The organism is Citrobacter sp. CtB7.12, assembly GCF_001297795.1.
Taxonomy (GTDB): domain Bacteria; phylum Pseudomonadota; class Gammaproteobacteria; order Enterobacterales; family Enterobacteriaceae; genus Citrobacter_A; species Citrobacter_A amalonaticus.
This window is the reverse complement of record NZ_LIFT01000017.1, coordinates 67137-92919: the sequence shown is the minus strand read 5'-3', so window position 1 is coordinate 92919 and position 25783 is coordinate 67137. Positions and strand designations below refer to the sequence as shown.

The 25783-nt window shown below is 55.1% G+C and carries 24 protein-coding genes and 1 tRNA gene; 15 read left to right on the top strand and 10 right to left on the bottom strand.

The features are described from left to right. Positions 1–8 precede the first annotated feature (8 nt). A complete protein-coding gene (locus AOY24_RS18050; RefSeq protein WP_054177100.1) occupies positions 9–920 on the bottom strand; it encodes a LysR family transcriptional regulator in 912 nt (303 codons plus the stop codon). A gap of 106 nt (positions 921–1026) precedes the next feature. Here AOY24_RS18050 and AOY24_RS18045 point away from each other — a divergent pair, with 106 nt between their 5' ends. After that, complete coding sequence (locus AOY24_RS18045; RefSeq protein ID WP_054177099.1) at positions 1027–1887, top strand: pirin family protein; 861 nt, start codon at positions 1027–1029, stop codon at positions 1885–1887. A 195-nt stretch (positions 1888–2082) separates the two neighbouring features. Then, positions 2083–2264: transfer RNA gene (locus tag AOY24_RS25035), tRNA-Ser, on the top strand. A gap of 97 nt (positions 2265–2361) precedes the next feature. Here AOY24_RS25035 and clpA read toward each other — a convergent pair. The 3 genes from clpA to AOY24_RS25430 form a co-directional block, all read right to left on the bottom strand. Beyond that, positions 2362–4638 (bottom strand): ATP-dependent Clp protease ATP-binding subunit ClpA, encoded by a 2277-nt coding sequence (gene clpA, locus AOY24_RS18040; RefSeq protein ID WP_043001212.1) that lies wholly within the window; start codon positions 4636–4638, stop codon positions 2362–2364. Positions 4639–4669: 31 nt separating this feature from the next. After that, positions 4670–4990, bottom strand: coding sequence for an ATP-dependent Clp protease adapter ClpS (gene clpS, locus AOY24_RS18035; RefSeq protein ID WP_042320277.1), 321 nt, complete (start codon positions 4988–4990; stop codon positions 4670–4672). 98 nt (positions 4991–5088) lie between these two features. Continuing rightward, positions 5089–5163: a hypothetical protein gene (locus AOY24_RS25430; RefSeq protein WP_212807582.1), complete on the bottom strand. Its 75-nt coding sequence runs from the start codon at positions 5161–5163 to the stop codon at positions 5089–5091. 150 nt (positions 5164–5313) lie between these two features. On the opposite strand from AOY24_RS25430, the gene cspD reads away from it, so the two are divergent. Then, positions 5314–5535 carry a cold shock-like protein CspD gene (gene cspD / locus AOY24_RS18030; RefSeq protein WP_042284847.1) on the top strand — a complete coding sequence of 74 codons (222 nt, stop codon included), beginning with the start codon at positions 5314–5316 and terminating at the stop codon, positions 5533–5535. A 75-nt stretch (positions 5536–5610) separates the two neighbouring features. On the opposite strand, the gene macB is transcribed toward cspD, so the two are convergent. Both macB and macA read right to left on the bottom strand, forming a co-directional pair. Further along, entirely contained in the window at positions 5611–7557 is a 1947-nt protein-coding gene (gene macB / locus AOY24_RS18025; protein ID WP_043001213.1) for a macrolide ABC transporter ATP-binding protein/permease MacB, read from the bottom strand. Next, the gene (gene macA, locus AOY24_RS18020; protein WP_043001214.1) at positions 7554–8672 is read right to left on the bottom strand and encodes a macrolide transporter subunit MacA; all 1119 of its coding nucleotides are present in this window, start codon (positions 8670–8672) and stop codon (positions 7554–7556) included. The genes macB and macA overlap by 4 nt, the downstream gene beginning before the upstream one ends. A gap of 145 nt (positions 8673–8817) precedes the next feature. Between macA and AOY24_RS18015 the strand changes: the two genes are divergently transcribed. Further along, complete coding sequence (locus AOY24_RS18015; RefSeq protein WP_054177098.1) at positions 8818–9768, top strand: VirK/YbjX family protein; 951 nt, start codon at positions 8818–8820, stop codon at positions 9766–9768. On the opposite strand, the gene AOY24_RS18010 is transcribed toward AOY24_RS18015, so the two are convergent. Further along, positions 9765–11423: an ATP-dependent endonuclease gene (locus AOY24_RS18010; RefSeq protein WP_043001216.1), complete on the bottom strand. Its 1659-nt coding sequence runs from the start codon at positions 11421–11423 to the stop codon at positions 9765–9767. The two genes, AOY24_RS18015 and AOY24_RS18010, sit on opposite strands and share 4 nt — an antisense overlap. Positions 11424–11836: 413 nt before the next feature. Here AOY24_RS18010 and aqpZ point away from each other — a divergent pair, with 413 nt between their 5' ends. From aqpZ to hcr, 4 genes are all read left to right on the top strand, one after another. Then, positions 11837–12532: an aquaporin Z gene (gene aqpZ / locus AOY24_RS18005; protein ID WP_044327096.1), complete on the top strand. Its 696-nt coding sequence runs from the start codon at positions 11837–11839 to the stop codon at positions 12530–12532. Positions 12533–12678: 146 nt separating this feature from the next. Further along, positions 12679–13578, top strand: a complete 900-nt coding sequence (locus tag AOY24_RS18000; RefSeq protein WP_043001217.1) for a lysine exporter LysO family protein — start codon at positions 12679–12681, stop codon at positions 13576–13578. A gap of 143 nt (positions 13579–13721) precedes the next feature. Beyond that, positions 13722–15374 carry a hydroxylamine reductase gene (gene hcp / locus AOY24_RS17995; RefSeq protein ID WP_054177107.1) on the top strand — a complete coding sequence of 551 codons (1653 nt, stop codon included), beginning with the start codon at positions 13722–13724 and terminating at the stop codon, positions 15372–15374. Positions 15375–15385: 11 nt separating this feature from the next. Further along, positions 15386–16354: an NADH oxidoreductase gene (hcr, locus tag AOY24_RS17990; RefSeq protein ID WP_054177097.1), complete on the top strand. Its 969-nt coding sequence runs from the start codon at positions 15386–15388 to the stop codon at positions 16352–16354. A gap of 33 nt (positions 16355–16387) precedes the next feature. On the opposite strand, the gene AOY24_RS17985 is transcribed toward hcr, so the two are convergent. Then, complete coding sequence (locus AOY24_RS17985) at positions 16388–16822, bottom strand: DoxX family protein (RefSeq protein WP_044327093.1); 435 nt, start codon at positions 16820–16822, stop codon at positions 16388–16390. A gap of 152 nt (positions 16823–16974) precedes the next feature. On the opposite strand from AOY24_RS17985, the gene poxB reads away from it, so the two are divergent. From poxB to AOY24_RS17965, 4 genes are all read left to right on the top strand, one after another. After that, entirely contained in the window at positions 16975–18693 is a 1719-nt protein-coding gene (gene poxB, locus AOY24_RS17980; RefSeq protein ID WP_044256366.1) for a ubiquinone-dependent pyruvate dehydrogenase, read from the top strand. A gap of 38 nt (positions 18694–18731) precedes the next feature. After that, positions 18732–19733, top strand: a complete 1002-nt coding sequence (ltaE, locus tag AOY24_RS17975) for a low-specificity L-threonine aldolase (protein WP_054177096.1) — start codon at positions 18732–18734, stop codon at positions 19731–19733. A 10-nt stretch (positions 19734–19743) separates the two neighbouring features. After that, positions 19744–21180: an SDR family oxidoreductase gene (locus AOY24_RS17970; protein WP_054177095.1), complete on the top strand. Its 1437-nt coding sequence runs from the start codon at positions 19744–19746 to the stop codon at positions 21178–21180. A 92-nt stretch (positions 21181–21272) separates the two neighbouring features. Beyond that, the gene (locus AOY24_RS17965; RefSeq protein ID WP_043001223.1) at positions 21273–22286 is read left to right on the top strand and encodes an NAD(P)-dependent oxidoreductase; all 1014 of its coding nucleotides are present in this window, start codon (positions 21273–21275) and stop codon (positions 22284–22286) included. Here AOY24_RS17965 and AOY24_RS17960 read toward each other — a convergent pair. After that, complete coding sequence (locus tag AOY24_RS17960) at positions 22283–23113, bottom strand: N-acetylmuramoyl-L-alanine amidase (protein ID WP_044256372.1); 831 nt, start codon at positions 23111–23113, stop codon at positions 22283–22285. The two genes, AOY24_RS17965 and AOY24_RS17960, sit on opposite strands and share 4 nt — an antisense overlap. After that, positions 23110–23433, bottom strand: a complete 324-nt coding sequence (locus AOY24_RS17955) for a heavy metal-binding domain-containing protein (protein WP_042320310.1) — start codon at positions 23431–23433, stop codon at positions 23110–23112. The genes AOY24_RS17960 and AOY24_RS17955 overlap by 4 nt, the downstream gene beginning before the upstream one ends. A gap of 128 nt (positions 23434–23561) precedes the next feature. Here AOY24_RS17955 and AOY24_RS17950 point away from each other — a divergent pair, with 128 nt between their 5' ends. From AOY24_RS17950 to artI, 3 genes are all read left to right on the top strand, one after another. After that, positions 23562–24077 (top strand): lipoprotein, encoded by a 516-nt coding sequence (locus AOY24_RS17950; RefSeq protein ID WP_043001225.1) that lies wholly within the window; start codon positions 23562–23564, stop codon positions 24075–24077. Positions 24078–24305: 228 nt separating this feature from the next. Next, positions 24306–25034 carry an arginine ABC transporter ATP-binding protein ArtP gene (gene artP, locus AOY24_RS17945; protein ID WP_043001226.1) on the top strand — a complete coding sequence of 243 codons (729 nt, stop codon included), beginning with the start codon at positions 24306–24308 and terminating at the stop codon, positions 25032–25034. 16 nt (positions 25035–25050) lie between these two features. Then, a complete protein-coding gene (artI, locus tag AOY24_RS17940; protein ID WP_043001227.1) occupies positions 25051–25782 on the top strand; it encodes an arginine ABC transporter substrate-binding protein ArtI in 732 nt (243 codons plus the stop codon). Position 25783 lies beyond the last annotated feature (1 nt).

Sequence of the window (25783 nt, the reverse complement as noted above, 5' to 3'; positions counted from 1 at the left end):
AAAATCCCTTACTCCTCCGCCATTCGCGCATATTCATCCGTCAGAAAATCCACCAGCGCTCTGACTGATGGCAGCAATCCCCTACGTGAAGGAAAAACCGCGTGAATGACCTCTCTTCGTGGTTCCCAACCTTCCAGTAACGCAACCAGTTCCCCCGCCGCAAGCTGTTCTTTCGCCATTAAGATGGGAAGTTGCACGGCACCGACGCCGGCGATGGCCGCCTCGCGCAATGCCAGCATGTCGGTCGTGATAAATCGCGGGGTAAAGTGCACTTCCGCTCTGGCCCCTTGTGGACCATACAGTTCCCAGCGATGAATATGTTTGCCTGCCGAGAGACTCAGTCCGGGCCAACGGCTTAATTCCGACGGCGCCGTAGGGGTACCCATACATGCGATCAGCGCCGGGCTGGCAAACAACCGATGGGCACGGTCGGCAAGCACCCGCATCACCAGATCGCTGTCCTCAATCGGGCGCGGACGCACTCTGATCGCAATATCAACGCCTTCCCCTACTACATCAACGCGACGGTTCGTGGCTTCGAGTTGCAACGTTACGTCGGGGTAACGCGCCATAAATTTCGCCAGCATTGGCCCCACGTGGACATGAAGCAGCGTCACCGGACACGTTAGCTTCACCACGCCCCGAGGCTCAACCTGCAATGCGGCAATCGCATCCTGCGCTGCCTGTGCTTCTACCAGCATGGCTTTACAGTGCTCATAGAACGTTTGTCCCACTTCCGTGACGTTAAACTGCCGTGTCGTCCGCTGGATGAGCCGCACCCCCAGTTGCTCTTCCAGTTGTGCAATGCGCCGGCTGAGCTTTGATTTCGGTTCATCGAGTGCACGACCTGCAGCAGCAAACCCGCCCTGCTCCACGACATGAACAAACCACGCAAAATCATTGAGATCTGGCTTTACCATTTATTGTTCCATTTTCAGAACGATGAGGCCAATTTTAGCCACTACTCACCTCGCTGTCATGAATATAAGCTTATTCATAACGAAACAAGCCATTGAGGAGAGAATGATGAAACAAGTTACAGGCGTCTATACCGCACCTCGTCCGCACTGGGTTGGCGATGGATTTCCGGTTCGTTCACTGTTTTCGTACCAGTCCCATGCAGAACAGTTGAGCCCATTTTTGCTGCTTGACTATGCCGGTCCCCATACCTTCGCGCCGGGAACGGAAAAGCGCGGCGTGGGTGAACATCCCCACCGTGGTTTTGAAACGGTGACAATTGTGTACCGCGGTGAGGTTGAGCATCGCGACTCAACCGGTCGCGGCGGCATTATCGGCCCCGGCGACGTGCAATGGATGACCGCGGGTGCGGGCATTCTGCATGAAGAATTTCATTCTGAAGCCTTCACCCACAAGGGAGGAGAACTGGAGATGGTGCAACTGTGGGTGAACCTGCCAGCAAAAGACAAAATGACGGCGCCGGGTTATCAGAGCATCACCCAGGATTACATCCCAACCGTTGAGCTGCCGGACAATGCCGGGACAGCGCGAATTATTGCCGGTCAGTATCAGCAGACGACCGGTCCGGCACACACGTTCTCGCCGCTGAACGTCTGGGATATGCGGTTACAACAGGCGCGCCCGGTGACGCTTTCGCAGCCTGAAGGGTGGAGTACCGCGCTGGTCGTCCTGAAAGGCTCAATCACGGTAAATGGATCGACAACAGCAAGCGAGGCGCAACTGGTGGTATTAAGCCAGCAAGGGGACGCACTGCATCTGGAAGCCACCCACGATGCCAGCGTGTTGTTACTGTCGGGGGAGCCGCTGAATGAACCGATCGTCGGCTACGGTCCGTTTGTCATGAATACCAGACAAGAAATCGCAGAAGCCGTTCGCGATTTTAACACGGGCCGCTTTGGTCAACTCTGAGCGTGAGAAGGTCGTGAAGAGCCGCGAAAAGTGGATTCACAACGCTAAATCGCTTCCCCGACGGCTTACGTTGGGGAAGATGTACAATGCGTAACCAAACGAGAAGTAAAGCGTAAATACTGCTTGACCGTTTTAGTGCAACTCCCTATAGTAGCGCCCCGTTGCCCCCCAAGTGGTCAGGCAGCAATACAATATGGTGAGGTGTCCGAGTGGCTGAAGGAGCACGCCTGGAAAGTGTGTATACGGCAACGTATCGGGGGTTCGAATNAGAATCCCCGACCGGGGTTCGACAACGGGCACAGCCCGTTGGACGGAATGGCCGCAGGCCATGACGCCCGCAGGGCGAGCGAAGCGAGTCAATCCCCCCCTCACCGCCATATTCGAGAATGAGCGCGTACGCAAGTACGCGCTTTTTTTTGCATAAAAAAAACCGGGCACACGGCCCGGTTTATCAACCAGTTATAGAGAGGTGGATTAATGCGCGGCTTCCGGTTTGTGCTTCTGGGCACTCTGGAAACCATAGGTCAGCTCATTTTTCTCTTTATCCAGTGCCACGGTCACCTGCCCGCCATCCACCAGAGAACCAAACAGCAGCTCGTTCGCCAATGGTTTTTTCAGGTTATCCTGAATCACGCGCGCCATTGGACGTGCGCCCATTGCCCGATCGTAGCCTTTCTCAGCCAGCCAGTTACGCGCTTCCTGGCTGACTTCCAGGGAGACACCTTTCTGATCCAGTTGAACCTGCAGCTCGACGATGAACTTATCGACAACCTGGTGGATCACCTCAGTAGACAGGTGCTCGAACCAGATAATATTGTCGAGACGGTTACGGAACTCCGGCGTGAACACTTTCTTGATTTCGCTCATCGCGTCAGTGCTGTTGTCCTGATGAATCAGGCCAATCGATTTACGCTCCGTTTCACGGACACCGGCGTTAGTCGTCATCACCAGCACCACGTTGCGGAAATCGGCTTTACGCCCGTTGTTATCCGTCAGCGTGCCGTTGTCCATCACCTGCAGCAGCAGGTTAAAGACATCCGGGTGCGCTTTTTCAATTTCATCGAGCAGCAGTACCGCATGGGGATGCTTGATGACCGCATCCGTCAGCAAACCGCCCTGATCGAAACCAACGTATCCCGGAGGCGCGCCAATCAGGCGGCTGACCGTATGACGTTCCATATACTCGGACATGTCAAAACGCAGCAATTCAATTCCCAGCGCTTTGGAAAGCTGCACTGTTACCTCGGTTTTCCCGACCCCGGTCGGACCGGCAAACAGGAAGGAACCGACAGGCTTATGCTCGTGTCCCAGGCCCGCACGGCTCATCTTGATGGCTTCGGTCAGCGCCTCAATGGCTTTATCCTGCCCAAAGACCAGCATTTTCAGACGGTCGCCAAGGTTTTTCAGCGTATCACGATCGCTTTGCGACACGCTCTTCTCCGGGATACGCGCAATACGCGCCACAACGGACTCGATATCCGCCACGTTGACGGTTTTCTTACGCTTGCTGACCGGCATCAGGCGCGCACGCGCACCCGCTTCATCAATGACGTCAATCGCTTTATCCGGCAGATGACGGTCGTTGATGTATTTCACCGCCAGTTCAACCGCCGCACGTACCGCTTTCGCGGTGTAACGGACATCATGGTGCGCTTCATACTTCGGTTTCAGGCCATTGATGATCTGTACGGTCTCTTCTACCGACGGTTCAGTAATATCAATTTTCTGGAAGCGACGGGCTAACGCACGGTCTTTCTCGAAAATATTGCTGAACTCCTGATAGGTTGTGGAGCCGATCACGCGGATCTTACCGCCGGAAAGCAGCGGTTTAATCAGGTTTGCCGCATCCACCTGACCACCCGACGCCGCACCGGCCCCGATGATAGTGTGGATCTCGTCGATAAACAGAATGCTGTTGCTATCCTGCTCCAGCTGTTTCAGCAGCGCTTTAAAGCGTTTTTCAAAGTCACCGCGGTATTTGGTGCCCGCCAGCAGCGAACCGATATCCAGCGAGTAGATGGTGCAATCGGCCATCACTTCCGGCACGTCGCCCTGCACGATACGCCAGGCCAGGCCTTCGGCTATCGCCGTCTTCCCGACGCCAGATTCCCCCACCAGCAGCGGGTTATTTTTACGCCGACGGCACAGTACCTGAATGGCGCGCTCCAGTTCTTTGTCACGGCCGATCAGCGGGTCAATACCGCCAACCCGGGCAAGCTGGTTAAGGTTAGTCGTGAAGTTCTCCATACGTTCCTCCCCGCCAGCTTGCTCGTCGGTATTGGGCTGACTGCCAGGATCAGACGACTGACTCGGCTCATCTTTGCGCGTACCGTGAGAAATAAAGTTGACCACATCAAGACGGCTGACCTCATGTTTACGCAGCAGGTAAGCAGCCTGAGATTCCTGTTCGCTAAAGATGGCGACCAGCACGTTCGCGCCAGTCACTTCACTGCGCCCGGAGGACTGAACGTGGAAGACCGCACGTTGCAGTACGCGCTGAAAGCTCAGCGTCGGCTGCGTGTCGCGTTCTTCTTCGCTGGCAGGCAATACGGGTGTGGTTTGTTCAATGAAGGCTTCGAGTTCCTGACGGAGCGCCACGAGGTCCACGGAACACGCTTCCAGCGCTTCGCGGGCCGATGGGTTACTGAGCAGCGCCAGTAACAAGTGCTCGACGGTCATAAACTCATGACGGTGCTCGCGCGCTCTGGCGAAAGCCATATTTAAACTGAGTTCCAGTTCTTGATTGAGCATAGGCACCTCCCCCCAATTTTTATGCCTGCATTCAGGCTTTTTCCAGCGTACACAGCAACGGATGCTCGTTCTCCCTCGCATACGTGTTCACCATCGCCACTTTGGTCTCCGCGACCTCTGCGGTGAAAACGCCGCAGATGGCTTTACCGTGATAGTGAACCGCAAGCATCAGTTGCGTTGCACGTTCTACATCATAAGAAAAGAATTTTTGTAACACGTCAATAACAAACTCCATCGGAGTGTAATCATCATTGACTAATATCACTTTATACATAGATGGCGGTTTTAGCGCGTCACGCACTTTATCAGCCGCCAGCTGGTCGAAATCCAGCCAGTCGTTCGTCTTACCCATTGTCAGTCGTCATCTTCAGTTACGGTTACCGGCAGAACAGTCTGCCGCTGACAAGAGCGGATGTGCACAATCAATCTACCTCAATTAATAGATAACTATCATCTATCACTGGCATCCGCGACATCTGTCACATTCCCGCCAATAGCGTTAACTGCTTCAAATTTTTGATTCATTTTTACCCACCGACCCCCGTCAGACGCTTGACGCCCCGCCTGATTTCTCTAAATTGTAATTTCGAGAGTTGGCGAGGTTTTGAACAACCCCCACTCCACCACCGGTTCATTCCATCTTACTTATATAAGATTTACGAAGGATGTCGAAGCATGGAAACGGGTACTGTTAAGTGGTTCAACAATGCCAAAGGGTTTGGGTTCATCTGCCCTGAAGGCGGCGGCGAAGATATTTTCGCTCACTATTCCACCATTCAGATGGATGGTTACAGAACGCTAAAAGCCGGACAGTCTGTCCAGTTTGATGTTCACCAGGGGCCAAAAGGCAATCACGCCAGTGTCATCGTGCCTATCGAAGCAGAAGCTGTTGCATAGCTCTTCTGTCTCATTGTGTACATCCCGCAGGTAAAATGCCAGCCCGATCGGCTGGCATTTTTATTTCCCGGGACGTTACTCTCGCGCTAACGCATCGACCGGATCCAGTCGCGCCGCGTTGCGCGCCGGTAACCAGCCAAACAGGACGCCAGTAAAGGTAGAGCACAAAAATGCCGTCAGCAGCGCGACCGGCGAGAAACCAATCTCCCAACCGGGCAGAAACAGTTGCAGCGTGAAGGCAATCAGCATCGACAGGCTGATACCCAGCGCGCCACCCACCAGACAAACCAGCACCGCTTCAATCAGAAACTGCTGCAGCACATCACTGGCGCGCGCGCCAACCGCCATCCGGATGCCGATCTCCCGCGTACGCTCTGTGACCGACACCAGCATAATGTTCATCACGCCGATCCCGCCAACTACCAGCGAAATCACCGCCACCAGCGTCAGGAATAACTGAAGAGTACGTGTGGTCTTTTCGGCGGTTTTCAAGACACCGTCCATATTCCAGGTGAAGAAATCCTTTTTGCCATGACGCAGCGTCAGCAGTCGGGTGAGTTGCTGTTCGGCCTGTGCGCTGTCGAAGCCTTCCTTCACTCGTACGGTGATCGAGTTCAGCCACGACTGCCCCATAACGCGCCCGGACATCGTGCTGTATGGCAACCAGACGCGCAGGATTTTGCTGCTGCCAAACATCGACTGCTTCTCTTCCGCCACGCCAATGACCGTAGCAGGCATGTTGCCCACGAGGATCACCTCGCCCACCACGTTCGCCTTATGCGGGAACAACTGACGTCGGGTGTTGCTGTCGAGCACTACCACCTGCGCACGGCCGTTAAGCTGTTCGCGGTTGAACGTTGTCCCTTCGCTGAACGTCATGCCATAAACGTTAAAATAGTCGCCGCTGACCCCGTTCGCGCTGGCGGCGACGTCGATATTGCCATAGCGTAAGCGCAGGTTCTGCGACACCGCGGGCGTCGCAGAAGTCACCCAGGGTTGTTTTTGGATCGCCGCAAGATCGTCGTATTTCAGCGCCTGCTGATACTGTGGATCGTCGTCGCCAAAATCTTTGCCGGGGTAGATATCAATGGTGTTGGTCCCGATGGCGCGGATGTCCGCCAGCACCAGCTGTTTCGCTGCGTCGCCAACCACCACAATCGACACCACCGACGCGATACCGATGATGATCCCGAGCATCGTCAGCAGCGTGCGCATTTTGTTGGCCGCCATCGCCAGCCACGCCATTGTCAGCGCCTCGCGAAACCCGCTGACAAACTGGCTCCAGCCGGACGCCGTTTTCACCGTCGGTTCCTGAATGCCCTGCCCCTGCGCGGCGTGTTTTGCGGGCGGATTGCGCACAATTTCGCCGTCATGGATCTCAATCACCCGCTCTGCCTGGGCGGCAACCTGGGGATCGTGGGTGACGATAATGACCGTATGCCCGCGATCGCGCAGCTGGTGCAGAATTGCCATCACCTCTTCACCGGAACGGCTGTCGAGCGCACCGGTGGGTTCATCGGCGAGGATCACCTGTCCGCCGTTCATCAGCGCGCGGGCAATACTCACGCGCTGTTGCTGACCGCCGGAAAGCTGCGAGGGTTGATAATCAACGCGATCGCCCAGACCAAGCCGCTGGAGCAGCTCCTGCGCGCGCGCCAGACGCTGTTTCCTTTCCGTACCGGCGTAAACGGCAGGGACTTCGACGTTTTGTGCTGCCGTCAGATGTGACAGCAAATGGTAGCGCTGGAAAATAAAACCGAAATGCTCCCGACGCAGTTGCGCCAGCGCATCGCGGTCCAGCGTTGAGACATCGCGTCCCGCGACCCGGTAGGTGCCGCTGGTGGGTTTATCGAGACATCCCAGAATGTTCATCAGCGTGGATTTGCCGGAGCCAGACGCCCCGACGATCGCGACCATCTCCCCGGCATTGATCTGTAGCGTGATGCCTTTAAGCACCTCCACCTGCTCTTCTCCCGAGGGATAACTGCGGCGAATATTGCTCAGTTCAAGCAATGCCGTCATTGCGCGACTCCTGGTTTGCCCTCGCCCGTCACCACTTCATCACCGGCTTCCAGCCCTTTTACAATCTCTACGTCGGTGTCATTGCGCGCGCCAATTGACACTTCGCGTTCACGAGTTTCACCGTTACGCAGTAAGGTCACCTTGTAGCGATTGTCCCCGACCGGATCGCCCAGCGCGGAAAGCGGGATCGTCAGAACGTTTTTCACATCCGTTAGCTGAATATGGACCTGTGCGGTCATCTCCAGGCGCAGAATACCTTTGGGGTTGGGCACTTCAAATCGGGCGTAATAGAAAATGGCATCATTCACTTTTTCCGGCGTCGGCAGCACATCTTTCAGCGTCCCTTCGTAGCGGGTCTGCGGATCGCCCAGCACGGTGAACCAGGCTTTCTGCCCCGGTTTAAGGTGAATCACATCAGCTTCAGAAACCTGTGCTTTCACCAACATCGTACTCATGTCCGCCAGTGTCAGAATGTTCGGCGCCTGCTGCGCGGCAATCACCGTCTGCCCCTGTAGGGTGGTGATCTGCGTCACTTCACCAGCCATCGGCGCAACGATGCGGGTGTAGTCGAGGTTGGTCTTCGCGGTATCCAGAGATGCCTGATTGCGTTTGATCTGCGCATCAATGGTGCCGATTTGTGCCTGTTTCACCGCCATCTCCGTCGCGGCGGTGTCCAGATCCTGTTGCGACACAGCCTGAGTTTTTGCCAGCTGTTGCTGGCGGGCGAGCGTCACCCGCGCCAGCTTCCACTCGGCTTCAGCCTGCTGGCGTTGAGCGCGAAGCTCCATCAGCGTCGCTTCCACCTCTTTGATCTGGTTTTCCGCCTGTTCGGGGTCGATAACGCCCAGCAACTGGTCTTTCTTCACTTTATCGCCAATTGCTACCGACAGCGTTTTGAGCTGACCACTCACCTGCGCGCCCACGTCAACTTTACGTAAGGCGTCGAGTTTGCCGGTTGCCAGTACGCTCTGCTGCAAATCTCCCGGCCGCACAATCAGCGTCTGATAATTTGGCACCGGCGCATTAAGCGTCCGCCAAAGGGCAAATGCCCCCAGGATGAGAATGAAAATAAGCAACAGATAGCGCTTTTTAATTTTATTTCCCTTAATACCCATAGCGATCCTGATGGTAAGTTTTCAGCTGAAATTCAACAGTATCTAAACAAACCGCAAGCGAAAAGGATAGCGCTCGAGGCATTGATGATTGGTTAAGATTCAGCGTGTTTCAATTTCCACAATCATCGCATTGCGGATTATGATCATGTCACAGATTACTGATAATACCTTTTACACTTCAGACGTTGCGTCTCCTTTACAATTATTTATGCGCCTGACAAGGGGTCAATTACTGCCGGGTAAATTCTGGCGGAAGGCCAGCTTTCGCCGTAAGTTTTTAATTCGCTCGTTACTGATGCCAAGGGCTACCCGTCAGTTGCTGGAAAACCTGACCCAATGGCCTGAGCTGAATACGCTGCTGGCCCGACAACCCCGGTTGCCAATTCGTCTGCATCGCCCGTATATGGCGGTGAATATTAAGCGCGAAACCGCACTGACCGCGCTCTGTAGTCATTATGACCTGCTGCGTCAGTTATTCAGCCGCGAACAACTGGCCCGTTATTTAAGCCAGAACGGTCTCAATCTGGCAAAATTTGAGGCCAAAGACGGTGCGTCATTCCAGCTTGATTTAGTCAGCCTGGTCTCACTGGATAAAGAAGGTGAAAGTACCGTCGTGATCCGCGACGAGCAGATGCGTATTCTGGCAGAAATTACCTTCACATTCTGCACGCTAAACGGAAAACACACCCTGTTTATTGGCGGCTTGCAGGGCGCGGCAAATGATGTTCCACATGAGGTCATTCAGCAGGCCACGAAAGCCTGTTACGGCCTGTTCCCCAAAAGAGTGGTAATGGAAGCGCTGTGTCAGTTCGCGCACATCGCCAGGGCGGAGCAGATTCTGGCGGTCAGCAACGCGGTGCATGTTTATCGCAGTTGGCGCTATATGGACAAAAAAACGCAAATGCATGCCGATTACGACGCTTTCTGGGCGTCACTGGGCGGTGAAAAAACGCAAGGAGATTACTTCTCGCTGCCGCTGACTATTGCGCGGAAAAGCGAGGCGGATATCGCCAGCAAAAAACGGGCTGAATACCGCCGCCGCTATGCGCTGCTCGACAGCGTCGTCACGCAGGTTCCGCAGTGCTTACAGGGTTAGTCCGCTCTGCCGCGCGCCAGCCACAGCACCCGGGAGAACATTTTTCTCAGCAGCGTCGGCACCGCATCCACACCTCGCCGCCCGGCTTCCATCGCCACTTCGATGGCTAAGTCGGGCTTCGATGAGCGATGGATCGCCTTCGAAATGATTTTGCGCATATTCATTGGCACATTTTCCGGGATTTGCGCCACCCGGTGAAAAACATCGGCAAACCCCTGCCGGTACATAAAGTGTTCCATATCCAGCGCTGGCAGCGTCGTCAGGTGTTCGCGCTCTTCTTCCCGGTCGTTATTCAGCAGGCTGCGCACCGTGGCGGCATATTTTTTCCCGGCTTCATCACCATCCACCAGCACGTGCCACTCAATGCCCATCCGCCGGGCGAATTTCACCAGCGGTTTAAGACCGGACTGCGCGAATTCGATCACCTTAATCCCTTCGGCATCAAAGTGATGACCGCACTGACGGGCCAGTTCGTTGATAACCCAGGTTTCTGTTTCCCCTTCCACCAGCAGCCAGCAGCGGGCAAACAGCGAGGAAGCACGGTTAAAGCGAATGTGGAACGCAATGCGTCGACCATCCTCTGCGCTCAGCCCCCCCGGTCCCAGTCGCCAGGCCGCCACGCGCGAGGATTCACGCACCAGACGGCAGACATGTTCCACCGGGGTCAGCGAGAGCAACTCGCCCGAGTTGGTGGTGGTGATACGCTGAAGCGGTAGCAGATTCAGCAACTGCCACGCCACTGACAGCATGATGGGATGCAGACGCGTTTCCGGATCTTCTACTAACAGCAGTGGTCTGGCGTCTTTATGCAGCCTGACCGTGCCCTTCGCCTGCAACAGCGTGGAGAACAGCCCCAACAGAATCACCCGGTGAGTACGTCCTCCCGGTTTGTCGATCATCCGGTTGATAATATCGAGATAGCGCCAGCTTCGCTGTTCGTTGGTGGAGCGTCGGCGCATTAAGCGGTGGCGGGACTGCGAAGTGCCCTGCTCGGTAAAATAGTGCTCAAGCAGTTGCACCATCGCCGAGAGTCCCTGCCGAATCTGTCCGTCGGTGAGATTCTGCGGACGCATCGCCAGTTCGCGGGCGAGAAAATCCAGTTGGCGGGCGGTGACTTCGACATCAGCAACCTCCGGCACCGTGCCGTTACGAATACGGCGCATAAACCGCGCATCGCGTAAACGCAGCACCGGCATCAGGCGCACCAGATGCCGCGCCTGTTCGTTGATATCGTCTACCGCCAGCGGATGCCCGTCACCGTCGAGAAAACTGCGCAGCGTCATCACGCTGCCATCCTCGCCACATTCGCCTTCAAGTCGATAAAAGATGCGTTGAAAACCATCGTGACACGGTGCCCAGCACGCCTCGAGCGGCCGATAGCGGCGAACCCGGTAGCGCCCAGGCTGAGATTCACGAAACGTCAGTACGATATGCAGATGATGTTCGCGGCCTTTCATATCACCAGGAGGAAACCAGAAATCATCGCGGTCAAAATGATACAACTCAGATTCGGGTGACAGCAGCAGTGTTAACGCATCCAGTAAACTTGATTTACCCCATGCGTTCTCACCGATCAGGACGTTATTCTGCTCGAGCATCAACGACAGTCGATTGATACCGCGAAATCCCACTATCTCAACGCGTTCGAGAATCATGTATCCTCCAGAAAATCTTCACTTTCCCTTTACTCTCCTCGCAGTATAACCGCAAAACCCGGCGCGGGACGTGACAGGCATATTATTACGCAGGCTAACTGTCTGAAGGATGAACGATTTATTCTTTACTCTTTCATTCGTAATACAGAAACGCGCGTTTTGCAGGATGCAAAAAATAAATCCGTTTTTGACAATCCATTTTCACAGGACTTTGCACTACACTTCCCTTAAGAGAAATCTATGGAAGGAATGACGCCGCATTGCCCTAAATCAAACTAACGGGTTTTATTTGACTAGAGAACGGATGACGATCGTTTTTAAAATAGCGAGCTATTTATTTGTCGTCATTCAGGCAGACAATAAATATTGATTGCCACTATTTTTTTGTGGTTATTTTTTACATTGAGGTGGATATGTTGAGAAAATTAGCAGCCGAATGTTTTGGTACATTTTGGCTTGTTTTTGGTGGCTGCGGCAGCGCCGTTCTGGCAGCAGCGTTTCCGGAATTAGGTATTGGTTTTGCGGGTGTTGCCCTGGCCTTCGGCCTGACCGTATTAACCATGGCCTTTGCTGTTGGCCATATTTCCGGCGGGCATTTTAATCCGGCGGTGACATTAGGCTTATGGGCTGGCGGCCGTTTCCCGGCAAAAGAGGTTATTGGCTACATTATTGCCCAGGTAGTCGGCGGTATTATTGCAGCGGCAGTCCTGTATTTAATTGCCAGCGGTAAAGCCGGTTTTGATGCAACCGCCAGCGGTTTCGCCTCCAATGGTTATGGCGAGCACTCTCCGGGTGGCTACTCCATGCTGTCCGCGATTATTATCGAAATCGTGCTGACTGCCGGCTTCTTGCTGGTGATTCACGGCGCAACGGACAAACATGCACCGGCAGGTTTTGCGCCGATCGCTATCGGTCTGGCATTAACCCTTATCCACTTGATCAGCATTCCGGTGACCAATACGTCTGTGAACCCGGCGCGGAGTACCGCGGTCGCTATCTTCCAGGGCGGTTGGGCGTTAGAACAACTGTGGTTATTCTGGGTGATGCCAATTATTGGCGGGATTCTCGGCGGTCTTATTTACCGTACGCTGCTCGAAAAACGCGATTAATGTCAGAACACCCGACGGCGCATACCCGTCGGGTCAAACGCGCTTCAGCCGGACCTTGTCCGGCTTTTATTTTGCATCTTTACTGAACCCGCGTAATTGGGTAGTGTCATGGCGCTGTCTCGCTAATTCAAAGGACCCGGCTGTTCATGTTTTCAGGACTTCTCATCATTCTGCTTCCGCTGATAGCAGGTTATCTCATTCCGCTTCGGCACACCGCGGCATTAAAACTGATCAATCGACTATTGAGCTGGATGGTTTATCTGATTCTCTTTTTTATGGGGATCAGCCTGGCCTTTCTGGATAATCTGGCGAGCAATCTGCTGGCGATATTTCACTATTCCGCCGTTAGCATTACCGTTATTTTGCTGTGCAATATTGCCGCATTACTGTGGCTGGAACGCGCATTACCCTGGCGACATCATCATCAACAAGAGAAACTGCCCTCCCGTATCGCGATGGCGCTTGAGTCGCTGAAACTGTGCGGCGTGGTGGTGGTTGGCTTTTTGCTGGGATTGAGCGCGCTGCCCATTTTGCAACACGCCACAGAAGCAAGCGAATATACGCTGATCCTGCTGCTGTTGTTGGTCGGCATCCAGTTACGCAATAGCGGGATGACGTTAAAGCAGATTGTCCTGAACCGGCGAGGCATGATTGTGGCGGTCGTGGTCGTCGCCAGCTCCATGATAGGCGGCCTGATTAACGCGTTGATTCTCGGTCTGCCAGTGAAAACTGCGCTGGCGATGGCGTCGGGTTTTGGCTGGTACTCCCTTTCTGGTATTTTGCTGACCGAATCCTACGGTCCGGTGATCGGCAGCGCCGCGTTCTTTAACGATCTGGCGCGCGAACTGCTCGCGATTATGCTGATCCCGGGTCTGGTACGCCGCAGTCGTTCTACTGCACTGGGACTGTGTGGTGCCACGTCGATGGACTTTACCCTGCCGGTGTTACAGCGTACCGGTGGGCTGGAGATGGTTCCAGCGGCGATTGTTCACGGCTTTGTCCTCAGTTTGCTGGTGCCCATTTTGATGGCTTTTTTCTCCGCTTAACGCCCTCTTTGGCGGTAGGCCACTGCCGCCAAAATTGCGCTAAATCAATCTCCCTGTAAGTTGTATCAGAAATCCCTTTTATCCCTCTGCGCACAGGCATAATCTTAAACATGTATATCAAATATAACTTTAAAGGTGTGACCATGTTTTGTGTGCAATGTGAACAAACCATCCGTACTCCGGCAGGAAACGGCTGCTCTTACGCGCAGGGTATGTGCGGTAAAACGGCTGAAACCTCTGATCTGCAGGATCTGCTGATCGCCTCCCTACAAGGTCTGTCTGCATGGGCGGCTAAAGCTCGTGAATATGGCATCATTAATCATGACGTTGATAACTTTGCCCCGCGTGCTTTCTTCTCCACGCTGACCAACGTTAACTTCGATTCTCCACGTATCGTCGGCTATGCTCGCGACGCTATCGCGATGCGTGAAGCGCTAAAAGCCCAATGCCTGAGCGTTGACGCCAATGCGCACTGCGACAAGCCAATGGCTGACCTGCAACTGGTTAGTGACGATCTGGGCGACCTGCAGCGTCAGGCCGCCGAATTTACCCCGAACAAAGACAAAGCCGCGATTGGCGAGAACATTCTCGGCCTGCGTCTGTTGTGCCTGTACGGCCTGAAAGGGGCGGCGGCCTATATGGAGCACGCGCACGTTCTCGGGAAGTACGACAACGATATCTACGCGCAGTACCATAAAATCATGGCGTGGCTGGGTACCTGGCCTTCCGATATGAACGCTCTGCTGGAGTGCTCAATGGAAATCGGCCAGATGAACTTCAAAGTGATGAGCATTCTGGATGCCGGTGAAACCACTAAATACGGCCACCCGACGCCGACCCAGGTTAACGTGAAAGCGACCGAAGGGAAGTGCATCCTGATCTCAGGTCATGACCTGAAAGATCTGTATAACCTGCTGGAACAAACCGAAGGTACTGGCGTTAACGTCTACACCCACGGTGAAATGCTGCCCGCGCACGGTTATCCGGAACTGCGTAAATTCAAACATCTGATTGGTAACTACGGTAGCGGCTGGCAGAACCAGCAGGTCGAATTCGCCCGCTTCCCTGGCCCTATCGTGATGACCTCTAACTGCATCATCGACCCGACCGTTGGCAGTTACGACGATCGTATCTGGACTCGCAGCATCGTCGGTTGGCCGGGTGTGAGCCACCTGGAAGGCGATGACTTCGGTCCGGTTATCGCGCAGGCCCAGCAAATGGCAGGCTTCCCGTACAGCGAAATTCCACACCTGATCACCGTCGGTTTCGGTCGTCAGACCCTGCTGGGCGCGGCGGACACCCTGATCGATCTGGTGAGCCGTGAAAAACTGCGTCACATCTTCCTGGTTGGCGGCTGTGACGGCGCGCGCGGCGAACGTAACTACTTCACCGATTTCGCCACCAGCGTACCGGATGATTGCCTGATCCTGACCCTGGCCTGCGGTAAATATCGCTTCAACAAGCTGGAGTTCGGCGATATCGAAGGCCTGCCGCGTCTGGTTGATGCCGGTCAGTGTAACGATGCGTACTCCGCTATCATTCTGGCAGTGACGCTGGCAGAGAAACTGGGCTGTGGCGTAAACGACCTGCCGCTGTCGCTGGTACTCTCCTGGTTTGAACAGAAAGCGATTGTCATTCTGCTGACCCTGCTGTCTCTCGGTGTGAAAAACATCGTTACTGGCCCGACGGCGCCTGGTTTCTTCACGCCGGATCTGCTGGCGGTACTCAACGAGAAATTTGGTCTACGTTCCGTGACCACCGTTGAAGAAGACATGAAGCAGTTGCTGAGCGCGTAAGGAGTAAAAAAATGACAATGCCAACTCATCAGTGCCCATGGCGGATGCAGGTTCATCACATCCATCAGGAAACGCCGGATGTATGGACAATTTCGTTGCTGTGCCACGACTATTATCCGTATCGCGCCGGGCAGTATGCACTGATCAGCGTGCGTAATTCGGCGGAAACGCTGCGCGCTTACACGCTCTCTTCAACGCCGGGCGTCAGCGAGTACATTACGCTGACCGTTCGCCGGATTGACGACGGTGCGGGCTCACAGTGGTTAACCCGCGACGTGAAGCGCGGCGACTACCTCTGGCTGTCCGATGCAATGGGCGATTTCATCTGCGAAGACAAAGCCGATGATAAGTTCCTGATGCTGGCAGCCGGTTGTGGCGTCACGCCGATCATGTCGATGCGCCGCTGGTTGGCGAAGTACCGTCCGCATGCTGACGTACAGGTGATCTTCAACGTGCGCTCGCCGCAGGATGTCATTTTTGCCGAAGAATGGCGTCAGTATCCGGTCACGCTGGTGGCGGAAAACAACGCCACGGCCGGTTTTGTCGCTGGTCGCCTGACCACTGCGCTGTTGCAACAGGTACCGGATCTGGCCTCCCGCACGGTGATGACCTGTGGCCCGGCGCCGTATATGGATCTGGTCGAGCGGGAAGTGAAAGCGCTGGGCGTCACGCGCTTCTTTAAAGAACAGTTCTTCACCCCGGTAGCGGAAGCGGCAACCAGCGGTCTAAAATTTACTAAGCTGCAGCCAGCGAAAGAATTTTACGCGCCGGTCGGTACGACGCTGCTGGATGCGCTGGAAAGCAACAAGGTGCCCGTCACCGTTGCCTGCCGCGCGGGCGTCTGCGGGTGCTGTAAAACCAAAGTGGTTTCCGGCGACTATACGGTCAGCAGCACCATGACGCTAACCGATGCTGAAATCGCCGAAGGCTACGTACTGGCCTGCTCCTGTCACCCGCAGGGCGACTTAGTGCTCGCCTGAGTCAACAAAGCCCGGTTCGTCCGGGCTTTTTTTTTACCGCCAGGCTGAATTACCCGCAACCGAAAACCGTCCCGCACCGAGAAACGCCACCGCCAGTGCGCCGATAAAGAAATAGACCAGACTTTCAATTGCCCAGGCGCCAGTTTTATCCAGCGCCCAGGTTTCATTCATCCCGACCATCAGCCACGCCACAATCATGGTGAATGCCAGCACCAGCGCCGCAGGACGCGTCAGGATCCCGAGAATAATCAGACAAGGCGCAATCACTTCCCCCACCAGTACGCCGTACGCAATAAAGCCCGGTAACCCTTTGGCAATCAGCATTCCGCTAATGCCATCAATTCCGGCAAACAGCTTATGCAGCCCGTGAAACAGCATCAATCCCCCAACCGCCAGGCGTAATAAAAACTTGCCAAAATCCTCGTGCGTCAGCATCCGATTCACTGCATTTAACAATGTGGTAAGCATCTGAATTTACCCCTGGTTCACTCTGATTTTTTCACGCTACGCGTTATCCCCCCTGAAAGGAAGCCGCTGAAAATAAGGGGGGTGCCACACAGCGTAATCACTATCTTCATCTAAACTTGTAACCGGTATCACAATTAAGGAGATGGAAAACCATGAAACAAACGGTTGCCGCTTTTATTGCTAAAACACTGGAACAGGCAGGTGTGAAACGTATCTGGGGCGTGACGGGCGATTCGCTGAACGGCCTGAGCGACAGCCTCAATCGCATGGGAACGATTGAGTGGATGTCGACCCGTCATGAAGAAGTTGCCGCGTTTGCGGCGGGTGCGGAGGCGCAACTGACCGGTGAACTGGCGGTTTGCGCAGGGTCTTGTGGACCCGGTAACCTGCATCTGATCAACGGTCTGTTTGATTGTCATCGTAACCACGTCCCGGTGCTGGCCATCGCCGCCCACATTCCGTCCAGCGAAATTGGCAGCGGCTATTTCCAGGAGACGCACCCACAGGAACTGTTCCGCGAATGTAGCCACTATTGCGAGCTTGTTTCCAGCCCGGAACAGATCCCCCAGGTCCTGGCGATTGCCATGCGCAAAGCGGTGCTCAATCGCGGCGTCTCGGTGGTGGTATTACCAGGCGATGTGGCATTAAAACCGGCGCCAGAAAGCGCCAGCAGCCACTGGTATCACGCGCCCTTACCGATCGTCACGCCCGCAGAAGAAGAGTTAAGAAAGCTGGCCCAACTGTTACGCTACTCCAGCAACATCGCCCTGATGTGCGGCAGCGGCTGCGCGGGTGCGCATAAAGAACTGGTCGAGTTTGCCGCCAAAATTAAGGCCCCTATCGTTCACGCCCTGCGCGGTAAAGAACATGTCGAATACGACAACCCATATGATGTGGGGATGACCGGATTGATCGGCTTCTCATCCGGCTTCCATACCATGATGAATGCCGATACGCTGGTGCTACTCGGTACGCAGTTCCCTTACCGCGCGTTCTACCCAACCGACGCCAAAATTATTCAGATTGATATCAACCCCGCCAGTATCGGCGCGCACAGTAAGGTCGATATGGCGCTGGTAGGCGATATCAAAGCCACGCTGACGGCACTGCTGCCGCTGGTGGAAGAGAAAACCGAACGTAAATTCCTCGATAAGGCATTGAGCGATTATCGCGATGCGCGTAAGGGCCTCGACGATCTTGCCAAACCCAGCGAAAAGGCGATTCACCCGCAGTACCTGGCGCAACAAATCAGCCATTTTGCCGCCGATGACGCCATCTTTACCTGCGACGTCGGTACGCCGACGGTGTGGGCCGCCCGCTACCTGAAAATGAACGGCAAGCGCCGTCTGTTGGGCTCGTTTAACCACGGTTCGATGGCTAACGCCATGCCGCAGGCGCTGGGCGCACAGGCCACCGCACCGGGACGTCAGGTCATTGCCATGTGCGGCGACGGCGGATTCAGTATGCTGATGGGGGATTTCCTGTCGGTGGTCCAGATGAAGCTCCCGGTCAAAATCGTGGTCTTTAACAACAGCGTGCTGGGCTTTGTGGCGATGGAGATGAAGGCCGGTGGTTATCTCACTGACGGTACGGAGTTGCACGACACTAATTTTGCGCGCATTGCCGAAGCGTGCGGCATCACCGGTATTCGGGTGGAAAAAGCCGCAGACGTTGATGAAGCACTACAGCGCGCCCTGTCAATCGACGGCCCGGTGCTGGTGGATGTAGTTGTTGCAAAAGAAGAACTGGCCATTCCGCCGCAGATCAAACTGGAGCAGGCCAAAGGCTTCAGCCTGTATATGCTGCGCGCCATCATCAGCGGTCGCGGCGATGAGGTGATCGAACTGGCAAAAACCAACTGGCTCAGGTAAAACAATGCACATCGCCTTTCAAACAATAGGGATGTGCAATGATTGATCTACGCAGTGATACCGTCACCCGTCCGAGTCGCGCCATGCTTGAAGAAATGATGGCCGCCCCGGTGGGGGACGACGTGTACGGGGATGACCCTACCGTTAACGCTCTCCAGCACTACGCCGCTGACCTTTCAGGTAAAGAAGCGGCGTTATTTTTACCCACCGGCACCCAGGCCAACCTCGTGGCGCTACTGAGCCACTGCGAGCGTGGCGAAGAGTATATCGCCGGTCAGGGGGCACATAACTATCTGTATGAAGCCGGCGGCGCGGCGGTGCTCGGCAGCATTCAGCCGCAGCCGATTGACGCTGCGCCAGACGGAACGTTACCGCTGGATAAAGTCGCCGCCAAAATAAAGGCAGATGACATCCACTTTGCCCGTACCCGCCTGTTAAGCCTCGAAAATACCCACAACGGCAAAGTCCTGCCACGAGAGTATCTGAAAGAGGCATGGGAATTTACCCGTGAGCGCGGTCTGGCGCTGCATGTCGATGGCGCACGTATTTTTAACGCTGTCGTGACGTACGGCTGTGAACTCAAAGAGGTCGTGCAGTATTGCGACTCCTTTACCATCTGCCTGTCCAAAGGGCTGGGGACGCCGGTCGGATCGCTACTGGTCGGCAGCCACGATTACATTAAGCGTGCGACCCGCTGGCGCAAAATGACCGGTGGCGGCATGCGTCAGGCCGGTATCCTGGCGGCAGCTGGACTGTATGCCCTGAAAAATAACGTTGCGCGCCTGCAGGACGATCACGACAACGCGGCCTGGCTTGCAGAACAGCTACGGGAAACCGGGGCGGACGTGATGCGTCACGACACCAATATGCTGTTTGTCCGCGTCGGTGAGGGCAACGCCGCAGCGCTGGGTGAGTACATGAAGGCACAGGGCGTGCTGATCAACGCGTCGCCGATTGTCCGTCTGGTGACCCATCTGGATGTTTCACGGGAACAGCTTGCTGATGTCGTCGCCCACTGGCGCGCGTTCCTGACTCGTTAAGGAGAGAGATGTGCCGCAACGCATAGTGGTTCTTGGCGCCAGTGGTTACATTGGTCAACATCTGGTGCAGGCGCTCAACCAGCAAGGACATCAGGTACTGGCGGTGGCACGTCGCATTGAACGGCTGGACAAACAGCAGTTGCCCAACGTCAGCTGTCATAAGGTCGATCTGAACTGGCCGACGCAGCTTGCGTCTCTGTTGACGAATGTTGATACCGTCTACTATCTGGTACACGGTATGGGAGAAGGCGGCGATTTCATTGCCCATGAGCGTCAGGTCGCGCTTAACGTGCGTGATGCTCTGCGTGAAACGCCGGTCGGGCAACTGATTTTTCTCAGCTCCTTGCAGGCGCCGGAACATGAGCAGTCTGACCACCTGCGGGCGCGGCAGATCACCGCCGATACCCTGCGCGAGTCTGGCGTACCGGTAACGGAACTGCGCGCCGGGATCATCGTCGGAGCCGGTTCCGCCGCTTTTGAAGTGATGCGCGACATGGTCTACAACCTGCCGGTGCTGACCCCGCCGCGCTGGGTGCGCTCACGTACCACGCCCATCGCGCTGGAAAACCTGCTGCATTATCTGGTGGCCTTGCTGGATCACCCGTCCCGTGAGCATCGGATCTTTGAAGCCGCCGGGCCACAGGTGCTTAGCTACCAGCAGCAGCTCGAACATTTCATGACGGTGAGCGGCAAGCATCGCTGGCTTATCCCCATCCCCTTTCCCACCCGTTGGATTTCCGTCTGGTTCCTGAATGTCATCACCTCGGTGCCGCCTACCACCGCGAAAGCGTTGATACAGGGTCTCAGACACGATCTGCTGGCCGATGACAGCGAACTACGGGCGTTGATACCCCAAAAGCTTATCGCCTTTGACGATGCTGTACGCAGCACGCTGAAGGAAGAGGAGAAACTGGTGAACTCCAGCGACTGGGGTTACGACGCGCAGGCGTTTGCCCGCTGGCGACCGGAATACGGTTTTTTCGCCAAACAGGCCGGGTTTACCGTAAAGACATCCGCCAGTTTGCCGGCGTTGTGGCGGGTAGTGAACCGTCTTGGCGGCAAAGAGGGCTATTTCTTTGGCAATGGATTGTGGAAGATCCGGGCCGCGCTGGATCTGCTAGTCGGGCATCGGCTGGCAAAAGGTCGCCCTGAACACGAACTGCTTCAACCGGGCGATACTGTAGACAGTTGGAAAGTGATTATCGTCGAGCCAGAAAAACAGCTCGCGCTGCTGTTTGGCATGAAAGCGCCAGGCCTGGGACGGCTGAGCTTTACCCTTGACGATAAGGGCGATCATCGCGAAATTGACGTGCGTGCCTGGTGGCATCCGCACGGTATGCCAGGGCTTTTCTACTGGCTGCTGATGATCCCGGCGCACCTGTTTATTTTCCGGGGGATGGCAAAGAAAATTGCCAGACTTGCAGAACAAATCACAGATAAATCGTAAAAACTTACTGTATTGTTTCATGTTTCCCATTGCATACCGACGTAATTCACGGAAGAATGCGCACGACGTTTTATTAAACACAGTGGACTGATATGAAGGTACTGGTTACCGGCGCAACCAGCGGCTTAGGACGAAACGCGGTTGAGTTTTTGCGCAACAAAGGCATCAGCGTCAGAGCGACCGGTCGCAACGAAGCGATGGGTAAACTGCTCGAAAAAATGGGCGCGGAGTTTGTGCATGCGGATCTGACCGAGCTGGTCTCTTCGCAGGCGAAGGTTATGCTTGCGGGCATCGATACGCTGTGGCACTGCTCAAGTTTCACCTCACCCTGGGGAACTCAGGAAGCCTTTGATCTGGCAAACGTACGTGCGACCCGCCGTCTTGGCGAATGGGCCGTCGCATGGGGCGTGCGTAACTTTGTTCATATTTCCTCTCCATCGCTTTATTTCGATTATCACCATCATCGCGATATCAAAGAAGATTTTCGCCCGCACCGCTTTGCCAACGAATTTGCCCGCAGCAAAGCCGCTGGCGAAGAGGTCATCAGCCTGCTGGCCCAGGCCAACCCGCAGACCCGGTTTACGGTGTTGCGCCCACAGAGCCTGTTTGGCCCACACGACAAAGTGTTTATTCCCCGTCTGGCGCACATGATGCACCACTACGGCAGCGTGCTGTTGCCGCACGGCGGCAGCGCGATGGTCGATATGACCTACTATGAGAACGCAATCCACGCGATGTGGCTGGCGAGTCAGGAACTGTGCGACAGCCTGCCGTCCGGTCGGGTGTACAACATCACCAACGGCGAACCCAGAACCCTGCGCAGTATCGTGCAAAAGCTGATTGATGAACTGAATATTCACTGCCGGATCCGTTCCGTGCCCTATCCGATGCTGGATATGATTGCCCGCAGCCTGGAGCACTTTGGCAATAAGTCTGCCAAAGAACCGGCGTTAACCCACTACGGGGTGTCGAAGCTGAATTTCGATTTTACGCTGGATATCAGCCGTGCCGAAACGGAACTGGGGTATAAGCCGGTGGTGACGCTGGATGAAGGCATTGTGAAAACGGCCGCGTGGTTGCGCGACCACGGAAAACTGCATCGCTAACCTTGCCCATACTTTTCCAGTAACGCCTCAGCAATCGCCTGCGTTTCGGCATCGGCAACGCCGTTCCACAACGTCGGGCGGAAGTGCATCTGAAACGCCATCACAACGCGCTGCTGTTCACGCGCGGTCATTTCAGGCTTCACCTCATACCCATAACGCGACAACAGATCCAGCAGTGAGGCCATCTCAACGGGCGTATGCGGCGCCCGCCCAGCGAGGTAGAAATTTACCCGCTGCGCATCGGGCCAGGCGCCAATGCCTTGTGCTGCCAGCGCTCGCCAGGGAAACAGCGGACCGGGATCGTCTTTTCGCTGTGGGGCAATATCCGCATGCGCGACCACGTTCTGTGGCTTGATGTCGTAACGGGCGATAATGTCTTTTGCCAGCGGGATCAGCGCCTGAATCTGCGCAGGCTCAAACGGGGCAAAATATTTATCACCCGCCGATTTTTGCCAGCCGCGATTTTCCAGCTCAATGCCAATCGAGGTGTCGTTGATGCGCGTCGCGCCGCGCCAGAAACTGATACCGGCATGCCACGCCAGATCCTGTTCCGGCACCAGTTGCCAGATACGCGGTTTACCGCGATGCAACGGCGGCACGGACGGGATCAGATAATGCGAACTGACGTTTTTATCCGTCAGCGTCGCCAGCGAGCTATCGAAGTCATCCGCGGTATAGTGGATCACCAACACTTTGATGCGCGGATATGCCGCCTGCGCCTGATGACGGGTATCAAGCTGATAACCGTCTTTATCAACGATCCCTTTTTCGCCCGCGCATCCCGTCAGCAGTAACGCAAAGGCCGCCAGCCATAACCCCTTTCTCATCGACGCGTTTTCACCGCCGTCCCGCTGACGCTGACCATCAGCATGCTGCTGTCTTTGCCGACCGTTTCATAATCGATATCAATGCCCACGACGGCGTCAGCGCCCAGCGCTTTCGCCTGCTCGCCCAGCTCTGCGAAAGCAATTTCACGCGCTTTGCGTAACTCTTTTTCGTAAGCGCCTGAACGACCGCCGACGATATCGCGGATACCGGCAAAAAAGTCCCGGAAAATATTCGCGCCCAGAATGGCTTCGCCTGTGACCACACCGCAGTATTCCACGATGCTTTGTCCTTCGAGCGTGGGGGTTGTCGAAAATTGCATGATGTCTCTCCTGGTTACATTCAGCACATTATCAGCGCCATACACTATCATTGAAAGGATATAATTGATTATCGTAGATGACTGTTATCTTAGAAGACTCATGGCAGAACGCTTATAAGGAAATCACTATGCGCTATTCGAAACTCTCCCTGCTCATCCCTTGCGCGCTGCTGCTCAGCGCCTGCACTACCGTCACGCCAGCCTATAAAGACAACGGGCCGCGTGCGGGGGCCTGTGTGGATGGCGGCCCGGACAGTGTGGCTCAACAATTCTATGACTATCGTATCCAGCACCGCAGTAATGATCTCACCGCCCTGCGCCCTTATCTGAGCGACAGCCTGGCGAAACTGCTGTCGGATGCCAGTCGTGACAGCGCGCATCGTCAACTGATGAGCAGCGATCCGTTCTCCAGCCGCGCCACGCCGCCGGACAGCGCCAGTGTTGCCAGCGCCTCGACCATTCCGAATAGTGATGCACGAAACATCCCACTACGCGTTGCGCTGAAACAGGGCGATCAGAACTGGCAGGATGAAGTGCTGATGATCCGTGAAGGCCAGTGCTGGGTCATTGATGATGTTCGCTATCTCGGCGGCAGCGTGCATGCCCCGGCCGGTACGCTTCGTCAGTCGGTTGAAAACCGTTAATCTCTCCGCTTAAACGCGCTAAAAATTGTCCCCCCGTAAATTGTCCGGCATTCTGCATGGAATGCCGACAATTGTTCTTACCGACCTTCCCCCTCGCTATTTTGTGCTATGTTTAATGAGAAATGCGCGTTATATTTAACTTTTAAAGCATAAATATTGCATAACTATTCTGTCAAAGGTACTATCTGCGGCTTCAATAGCTATCAGACGGCCAGTATACGAGCATCAATGAGTATTCAATTAAACGGCATTAACTGCTTCTACGGCGCGCATCAGGCGCTGTTCGATATCACGCTGGATTGCCCGCAGGGTGAAACACTGGTGTTACTGGGCCCAAGCGGGGCCGGTAAAAGCTCACTGCTGCGGGTACTCAATCTGCTTGAGATGCCGCGTTCCGGTACGCTTAACATTGCGGGAAATCACTTCGATTTCCGCAAGACGCCGTCAGATAAAGCGATTCGCGAGCTGCGTCAGAACGTCGGAATGGTCTTTCAGCAATACAATCTGTGGCCGCACCTCACTGTGCAACAGAATCTGATTGAGGCACCCTGCCGCGTGCTGGGTCTGTCGAAAGATCAGGCACTGGCGCGCGCCGAAAAGCTGCTTGAACGCCTGCGCCTGAAACCTTACAGCGATCGCTATCCGCTGCATCTCTCCGGCGGACAGCAGCAGCGTGTGGCCATTGCCCGCGCGTTGATGATGGAGCCGCAGGTGTTGCTGTTTGATGAACCCACCGCCGCGTTGGACCCGGAAATTACCGCGCAGATCGTCAGCATCATTCGTGAACTGGCGGAAACTAAAATTACACAAGTGATCGTGACGCACGAAGTAGAAGTGGCGCGTAAAACCGCCAGCCGCGTCGTGTATATGGAAAACGGTCATATCGTCGAGCAGGGTAATGCGAGTTGCTTTGCCGACCCGCAGACCGAAGCATTTAAAAACTATCTCTCTCACTAAGATTCGGGACAACACAATGAAAAAAGTTCTGATTGCCGCGCTTATCGCAGGCTTTAGCCTTTCCGCTACAGCAGCCCAGACCATTCGTTTTGCGACCGAAGCGTCCTATCCTCCGTTTGAATCCATGGACGCTAATAACAAGATTGTCGGCTTTGATGTCGATCTGGCCAATGCGCTGTGTAAAGAGATCGACGCGACCTGTACCTTTACCAACCAGGCATTTGACAGCCTGATCCCAAGCCTGAAATTCCGCCGTTTCGACGCGGTGATGGCCGGGATGGATATCACGCCCGAGCGTGAAAAACAGGTGCTGTTCACGACCCCTTACTATGACAACTCCGCGCTGTTCATTGGTCAGCAGGGTAAATTCACTGGCGTTGATCAGCTGAAAGGCAAGAAAGTGGGCGTGCAGAATGGCACCACTCACCAGAAATTCATCATGGATAAGCACCCGGAAATCACTACCGTTCCGTATGACAGCTACCAGAATGCGAAACTGGATCTGCAAAACGGCCGTATTGACAGTGTGTTCGGTGATACCGCGGTGGTCACAGAGTGGCTGAAAGACAATCCGAAGCTGGCGCCGGTTGGCGACAAAGTGACGGATAAAGATTACTTCGGCACCGGCCTCGGCATCGCCGTACGCCAGGGCAATGAGGAACTGCAGCAGAAATTCAACACTGCGCTGGAAAAAGTGAAGAAAGATGGGACTTACGAGACCATCTATAACAAATGGTTCCAGAAGTAAG